Below are 5,497 nucleotides of genomic sequence, written 5' to 3' on the forward strand. Positions count from 1 at the left end.
CGTCGCGGGCGACGCCCGTGACGGTGGCGTAGCGCAGGCGCATCCTCGCCACGGACTCGGCCACGCGTCGCGGCTCGTCCGTGTCGTAGTCGGCGGGCTTGCCCGTGTCGATCTGGCAGAAGTCGCAGCGCCGCGTGCACTGCGAGCCACCGATGAGGAAGGTCGCCTCGCGGTCCTCCCAGCACTCGTAGATGTTGGGGCAGCCGGCCTCCTGGCACACCGTGTGGAGGCCCTCCTCCTTCACGAGCCCCTGCAGCTCCCGGTACTCCGGGCCGAGGTTCGCGCGGGTGCGGATCCACTCCGGCTTGCGCTCGATCGGCACGCTGGCGTTCCTGGCCTCGATCCGCAGCAGCTTGCGGCCCTCGCCCACCCGGGGATCGGCGCCCGTCGAGGGCAGCGCGACCGGGCGGCTCACGCGGCCACCGCCGGGGCGCCGAGGACCTCGTCGAGGTGCTGCAGCACCGACGCGACGACGTCCGCCGGCGTGATCGTGCGACCGGTCAGCACCGACAGCGAGGTGACCCCGGCGTCCCGGATGCCGCACGGGACGATCGCCGCGTACGGCCCGAGGTCGTTCGAGCAGTTCAGCGCGAACCCGTGCATGGTGACGCCCTCCTGCACGCGGAGGCCGATCGCGCCGATCTTGTCCCAGCCGCCCGCCGTGCGCACCCAGACGCCGCTGCGGCCCTCGACGCGCTCGCCGGTCACGCCGAAGTCCGCCGCGACGGCGATCATCATCGCCTCCAGGTCGCGGACGAACGCGACGACGTCCACGGGCTCCCGCAACCGCACGATGGGGTACCCGGTGAGCTGCCCGGGCCCGTGCCACGTGATCTTGCCGCCGCGGTCGACGTCGACGACCGGCGTCCCGTCGACCGGGCGCTCGTCCGCCACCGTGCGTTTCCCGGCCGTGAACACCGGTTCGTGCTCGCAGAGGACCAGCGCATCCGGGCCACCGGCGACGACGGCGGCGTGCAGCTCGCGCTGCAGGGCCCAGCCCTCGTGGTAGTCGAGCAGGTCGGGGGCCAGGCGGGTGCGCACCTCGAGCATCGCGTCCTCCAGGGATCGGGCCCTCGCCTTCGGCGGCGCCGGCCGGAACGAGCGTACGTCGTCCGCGGGCGCGCCTCGCGCGGCCGTGTCCGGACGCCCCGGCGCGCCCGGGGAATACTGGGCGGGCGCGGAATCGCGATGCAGAGCCGAGGACGGCGGGAGGCGAGCATGACCGACACCGATCCCGAGCGCGCCGAGGGGGGCGTTCCGGCCGAGGAGGCGGATGCGGGCGACGGGTCGCCCGACGGGCTCCGCCCCGGCCGCCACAAGCGGTCGGCGCCCCGCCCCAGCCTCAACACGCAGCCTTCGCCCGTGCAGCGCCCGCGCACCGCCACACCGCCCGTGCCCACTCCTCCCGCGGTCGAACCGTCGCCGACGGTGCCGCCGGTCCAGTCGGACGAGGGCGGCGACGCCCTGCCGGGGGCGCCCATGGCGCCGACCACGGTCGTCCCGGCCGTGATCGTCCCGGGGGCGTTGCTCGCCGAGGAGCCCGACCCCGTCGGCCCGGTCGAGCCGGAGGCGTCCGTCGCGACCGATCCCGCTTCCGCGGAGGCGCCTCGCGCATCCGCAGGCCACGAGCGGCCCGGGGAGGAGCCGCGGCCGTCGCGGGAGTCGTTCCTCGCCGAGGACGACGAGCACCGGCCGCCCACGCGCGGCTGGCGCCGGACCGCCGCGTCCCTCGGCTTCCGGGTGCAGCCGTCCGCCGAGGAGCGGGCGGAGCGCGCCGACTCGCGCGCGGTGAGCCGGCACTTCCCCGGCCCGCGCACGGTCGCGATCGTCAACGGCAAGGGCGGCGCGAACAAGACCCCCACGACGGCGCTCCTCGCGGCGGTGTTCGCCCGGTACGGCGGCGCGGGCGTGCTCGCCTGGGACAACAACGAGACCCGTGGCACCCTCGGCTGGCGCACCGAGGAGGGCGGCCACGACGCCACCGTGCACGACCTGCTGCCGCACGCGCAGGACCTGCTCGCACCGGCGGCGTCCGCGTCCGATCTGCTGCGCTTCGTGCACCACCAGCGTGAGGACAAGTACGACGTGCTGCGCTCCAACCCGCGCGTGCTCGCCGATCGCCAGCGGCTCACCCGTGCGGAGTTCGACGCGCTGCATCAGGTGGCGCGCAAGTACTACCGGCTGCTGTTCCTCGACTCCGGCAACGACGAGTCGGCGGACCGCTGGCAGCAGATGATCGAGCGCGCCGACGCCCTGGTCATCGCGACGACCGCCCTCGGCGAGCACGCGGAGGCCGGAGCGCTGCTGCTCGAGCAGCTCGCCGAGCGGGATCCGCGGTCCGCGGCGCTCGCCGCGCAGGCGACGGTGGTCGTCTCGCAGTCGGACCCCGACCTCGGTCACGGGGATGCGAGGGAGGTCGCGGAGCGCTTCCGCAGCATCGCCAGAGCCGCGGTCACCATCCCGTTCGACGACGGGCTGCACAGCGGCCGGATCCGCTTCTCGGCGCTGGCCCCGCGCACCCGGCGGGCCTGGCTCCGAGCCGCCGCCGAGGTCGCGGACGACCTCGAGGGGAGGGAGGGCGGATGATCGCCGGCGTCGAGACGGGGGGCACGAAGGTCGTGTGCGCCATCGCCCGGGCCGACGCGCCGGGCGAGCCGCTCGAGGTGCGCCGCTTCCCGACGACCGGTCCCGACGAGACCATCGGTCGGATCAACGCCTACCTCGCCGAGGCCGCCGCGGTCCGTCCGCTCGACGCGATCGGCATCGCCTCCTTCGGTCCCGTCAACGTGGAGCCCGATCGGGACCGGTACGGCTGGGTCACCGGCACGCCGAAGCCGGGCTGGGCCGACACCGACCTGCTCGGCCGCATCCCACTCGCCGGCCGCGTGCCGCGGATCGTGCTGAACGACGTCGGCGCCGCGGCCCTCGGGGAGCACCGGCACGGCGCGGGCCGGGGAGCCCGGACGACCGCCTACGCGACGTTCGGCACGGGCGTCGGCGTCGGCCTGGCTGTCCAGGGACGCCTGGTGCACGGCAACGGCTTCCCCGAGCTCGGCCACCTGCTGGTGCGGCGGCATGCCGGGGACGCCTTCGCGGGCATCTGCCCGTTCCACGGGGACTGCATCGAGGGGCTGGCCTCCGGCCCCGCGGTGCAGGCGCGCTGGGGCGCCGACTCCTCGTCCCTGCCGGAGCCGGTGCGCGCGGAGGCGTTCGGGATCCTGGGGTCGTACGTCGCGCAGCTCGTCGGCGTGGTGCGGATGACCGTCGGCGCCGACCGGATGGTCATCGGTGGTGGCGTGCTGAAGGCGCCCGGCCTGCTCGACGAGGTGCGGCGGCAGGTGCCACTCCTCGACCGCGGCTACACGCTCGGCGCCGCGGACGCAGCGGCACTCGCCGCCTTCGTCGTGCCGCCCGTGCTCGAGAACGCCGGACTGGTCGGGGCGCTCGCCGCCGCCGCCGATCTGCTGGGCTGAACGCCGGTCAGTCCCGGGGGCCGGTCGGCGCGGGCCGCTGCTGGCTCGCGCGCCGGCCGTGGGCCATCCACGCCGTGCCGATGGCGGCGGAGGCGATGCCGGCGAGCCCGCCGGCGACGAGACCCTCCCGTGGGCCGAGCGTGTTCGCGATCCAGCCGATCACCGGGGCCCCGATCACGGTGCCGCCCATGAAGATCGCCATGTAGATCGCCATAACCCGCCCGCGCACCCAGCGCTCGACGCTGAGCTGCACCGTGCCGTTCGCCGTGGTCATGAAGGTCTGCGAGGCGACGCCGACGAGGGGGAGCGCGACGGCCAGCACGAGGTAGTTCGGGGCGAGCGCGCCGATCATGAGGCCGACGGCGAACAGCAGCCCCGCGACGACCATCAGCCCGAACCGGGGTTCCGTGCGCCGTGCCGCGAGCAGCGCTCCCGCGACGGCGCCGACCGCCAGGGCGGTCGACAGCAGCCCGTACCCGGTGGCGCCCTGGTGGAACAGCACGGCCATCGTCGAGGCATAGATCGGGAAGTTCATGCCGAAGGTGCCGATGAGGAAGATCATCGAGAACACGACGACGAGGTCGCGCCGCGACGCCACGTAGGTGAAGCCCGCCGCGAAGTCGCTCACCGACCGGCCGCCCCCGCCGGCGCCGACGCCGGCCTGCACGGGCCGGATGAGGAAGAGCGAGGTGAGCACGGCCGCGAAGCTGGCGGCGTTGATCAGGAAGACCCAGCCGGGACCGACCACCTCGGTGAGCAGGCCGGCGACCGCCGGTCCGACCAGCCGGGCCGAGTTGAACGAGGCCGAGTTCAGCGCCACCGCGTTCGTCAGGTGCTCGGGCGGCACGAGCTCCGACACGAAGCTCTGCCTCGCCGGTGCGTCGAAGGCCGCCGCGCAGCCGAGCAGGAACGCGAAGCCGTAGACCTCGGGCAGCGTGATGAGGTGCAGCACCGCCAGCACGCCGAGGCCGAGGGCGAGCAACCCCATCGCGGCCTGGGTGAGCATCATCAGCGTCCGCTTCGGGATGCGGTCGGCGGCGAGTCCCGTGACGGGCAGCAGCAGCAGCTGCGGCCCGAACTGGAGCGCCATCGTGATCCCGACCGCGAAGGCGTCGTTGTGGGTGAGTTGGGTCAGGACGATCCAGTCCTGGGCCGTGCGCTGCATCCACGTGCCGACGTTCGAGACGATCGCCCCTGCGGCCCAGATCCGGTAGTCGTGGACGCCGAGGGAGCGGAACATGCCGACCTTGGTCGATGTGGTGCTCGAGCTCACTGCGCCTCCGATTGCATAACCATCGTATGCAAACGCCGGAGTGCCCCCGACCGGCGGCCGGGACTCGGAGGCGGCTCACACCGGACGCATGAGGGCGCCGGGGGCGGCCAGAATGCTCCAGTGGCCTTCGTCGACGCGCACGGCATCCGGATCGAGACGCACGAGTGGCTCGTGCCGGACCCGCGGGCGATCGTGCAGATCTCCCACGGGATCGGGGAGCACGCCGGCCGGTACGGGGCGCTCGCGGCGGATCTGAACGCCGCGGGCTTCGGCGTCGTGGCCGACGACCACCGGGGGCACGGGCGCACCGGCCAGGGCCAGTGGGCGAGCGACCCGTCCCGGATGGGCCGGCTCGGCCCGGGAGGCGTCGACGCGACCATCGACGCAATCGCGACGTTCAACCGCATGACCCGCGAGGCGTACCCGGACGTGCCGTTGGTGGTGATCGCCCACAGCTTCGGTTCGATCCTCGCGCAGATCGCGCTCAACCGCGGTCTCGTCGACAGCGACGGGCTCGTGCTCTCCGGCACGGCATACCGCCTTCCCGGCTTCATGGACGCGGGGGACCTGAACCGCAAGCACACCGCGTTCGGGTCGACCGGTGCGGAATGGCTGAGCCGCGATCCTGAAGTCGCGAGGCGGTGGGTCGAGGATCCGCTCACCTTCCCCGCCACGACGCGGCAGCTGATCGGGCTGCGGGAGTCGCTGCGGCTCGTGGGACGGCCGGCGCGCCGCCTGTCGGCGTCGCTGC

At 74.2% G+C, this 5,497-nt stretch carries 5 protein-coding genes and 1 pseudogene; 3 read left to right on the forward strand and 3 right to left on the reverse strand.

Annotated features, from left to right (window positions below; translation table 11 throughout):
• Together JWQ92_RS14210 and lipB are read right to left on the reverse strand one after the other, a co-directional pair.
• Window positions 1-370 (reverse strand): annotated as a pseudogene (locus JWQ92_RS14210) (lipoyl synthase); the annotation flags it as partial.
• A gap of 41 nt (window positions 371-411) precedes the next feature.
• Window positions 412-1,050 (reverse strand): lipoyl(octanoyl) transferase LipB, encoded by a 639-nt coding sequence (gene lipB, locus JWQ92_RS14215; RefSeq protein ID WP_297345116.1) that lies wholly within the window; start codon window positions 1,048-1,050, stop codon window positions 412-414.
• Window positions 1,051-1,218: 168 nt separating this feature from the next.
• Between lipB and JWQ92_RS14220 the strand changes: the two genes are divergently transcribed.
• Entirely contained in the window at window positions 1,219-2,586 is a 1,368-nt protein-coding gene (locus tag JWQ92_RS14220; RefSeq protein WP_297345117.1) for a ParA family protein, read from the forward strand.
• The gene (locus tag JWQ92_RS14225; RefSeq protein ID WP_297345118.1) at window positions 2,583-3,473 is read left to right on the forward strand and encodes an ROK family protein; all 891 of its coding nucleotides are present in this window, start codon (window positions 2,583-2,585) and stop codon (window positions 3,471-3,473) included. Before JWQ92_RS14220 ends, JWQ92_RS14225 begins: the two co-directional genes overlap by 4 nt.
• A 7-nt stretch (window positions 3,474-3,480) precedes the next feature.
• On the opposite strand, the gene JWQ92_RS14230 is transcribed toward JWQ92_RS14225, so the two are convergent.
• Complete coding sequence (locus JWQ92_RS14230; RefSeq protein ID WP_297345119.1) at window positions 3,481-4,746, reverse strand: MFS transporter; 1,266 nt, start codon at window positions 4,744-4,746, stop codon at window positions 3,481-3,483.
• A gap of 120 nt (window positions 4,747-4,866) precedes the next feature.
• On the opposite strand from JWQ92_RS14230, the gene JWQ92_RS14235 reads away from it, so the two are divergent.
• On the forward strand, window positions 4,867-5,497 hold a 631-nt coding region (locus JWQ92_RS14235; protein ID WP_297345120.1), incomplete at its 3' end, for an alpha/beta fold hydrolase.

The sequence above is a fragment of the Amnibacterium sp. genome (assembly GCF_025463795.1).
Classification (GTDB): Bacteria; Actinomycetota; Actinomycetes; order Actinomycetales; family Microbacteriaceae; genus Amnibacterium.